Genomic DNA, 621 nt, shown 5'->3' on the forward strand with positions numbered 1-621 from the left:
TGTACTGACCCCAAAAAGTTAGACAAATAATTTAAGTTAAGGATTTAGTCCTGTATTGCACAGGACTAAGTCCTTTTAGTTTTACCTTAATTCGTTTGTTGTTGTAATAGTCAATATAGTTTACAATAGCTTGTTCCAATTGGTTAAGTGACTTAAATGTATTCTCGTAACCATAAAACATTTCCGATTTCAAAATGCCAAAGAAGGATTCCATCATGCCGTTGTCTGGGCTGTTTCCTTTACGTGACATGGACGGTTGAATTCCTTTATCCTCTAAAAAACGATGATAATACTGGTGTTGATACTGCCATCCTTGATCACTATGAAGAATTGTATTTGTGTAATGATTCTCAGTAAAGGCCTGGTCTAACATAGCTTTCACTTGTTCTAAATTCGGTGAAGTCGAAAGATTATAGGCGATAATTTCGCTATTAAAACCATCTAAAACTGGCGATAAATAAAGTTTTTGATTGCTTGCTGGAATGGCAAACTCGGTCACATCTGTGTAGCACTTTTCCATTGGCTTGGTTGCTTCAAATTGGCGTTGAATAAGATTATCTGCTTTCTTACCAATCTCTCCTTGGTATGAAGAATACTTCCGTTTACGACGAATACGAGCAC

1 protein-coding gene is annotated in these 621 nt (G+C 36.2%); it reads right to left on the reverse strand.

Annotated features, from left to right (window positions below):
- Positions 1–31 precede the first annotated feature (31 nt).
- On the reverse strand, positions 32–621 hold a 590-nt coding region (locus QM870_RS10205), incomplete at its 5' end, for an IS3 family transposase (protein WP_414369491.1).

Origin of the sequence: Streptococcus parasanguinis, assembly GCF_047463195.1 — a bacterium.
Taxonomy (GTDB): Bacteria; Bacillota; Bacilli; order Lactobacillales; family Streptococcaceae; genus Streptococcus; species Streptococcus parasanguinis_R.